We start from the raw sequence: 680 nt of genomic DNA, 5'->3' as shown, positions 1-680 counted from the left end.
ACGTATCTCACCTGCTATTGACTCTTGGTCCTTGGCAAAAGTCGCCTCATCAAACGGCAGCTCCATCTCCTTCCGCAGTTCTGCAAGAACGGGTGGAAACAACGGCCTGATCTCAGCAAGGCGTTTAACCAGTGGTTTTAGCGCATTCAGATAGTAGGTGCTGCGCTCGGTCATGACTACATCCAGCTTGGCGTTCATGCCAGCTATCCGCTGATCGTGAGCCTGGATCACTTCAACTGCTCTCTGGCTTGCCACAGCGTTCACATTGGGTTGCACGTGGACAGTTTGCAGGTGCTTGATCATCGTCTGTCGCAACTCGAATTCAAGCTCCCGCTCTCGCTCAATCGCCTTGCAGCGATCCTGAATTTGGCCAAGTACAACCCTGTGCCCAATGCTTTCGCTCCACGCTAGGCTCAAGGCGCCTACGAGTCGCTGGATGCCCGCTATGGTTGGCGGGGTAGCAACTAGCATTGCCTTGGTGAGACTCGAATGGCCGGCAGCAAAGTCCGCCGCAATTTCGTCTCGCGGCTTCCCGCTTTCCAAAACCATGCTGAGGGCATTAATCGCGCGAGTCGCACCTTCAAACGCCGGAAGAAATACGTCCCGCCGGAGCCCCATCTCCCGTTCGATCCTCTTCTGAAGGACGGTGCTATTGAGGTCCGCCTGGCGCATTGCTCCGC

At 56.0% G+C, this 680-nt stretch carries 2 protein-coding genes; one reads left to right on the top strand and one right to left on the bottom strand.

Going from position 1 to position 680, the window contains the following annotated elements; translation table 11 throughout:
• Positions 1–303 (bottom strand): hypothetical protein (locus ACTWPP_RS45030; protein ID WP_443110625.1); only part of this gene is annotated, 303 nt, incomplete at its 3' end.
• A gap of 186 nt (positions 304–489) precedes the next feature.
• Between ACTWPP_RS45030 and ACTWPP_RS45025 the strand changes: the two genes are divergently transcribed.
• The coding region (locus tag ACTWPP_RS45025) for a hypothetical protein (RefSeq protein WP_443110624.1) at positions 490–680 on the top strand (191 nt) is incomplete at its 3' end.

Origin of the sequence: Actinomadura sp. 3N407 (genome assembly GCF_052245875.1) — a bacterium.
Lineage (GTDB): Bacteria > Actinomycetota > Actinomycetes > Streptosporangiales > Streptosporangiaceae > Spirillospora.
The sequence above is the reverse complement of the archived record's forward strand: the minus strand, read 5'-3'. Positions and strand labels throughout refer to the sequence as shown.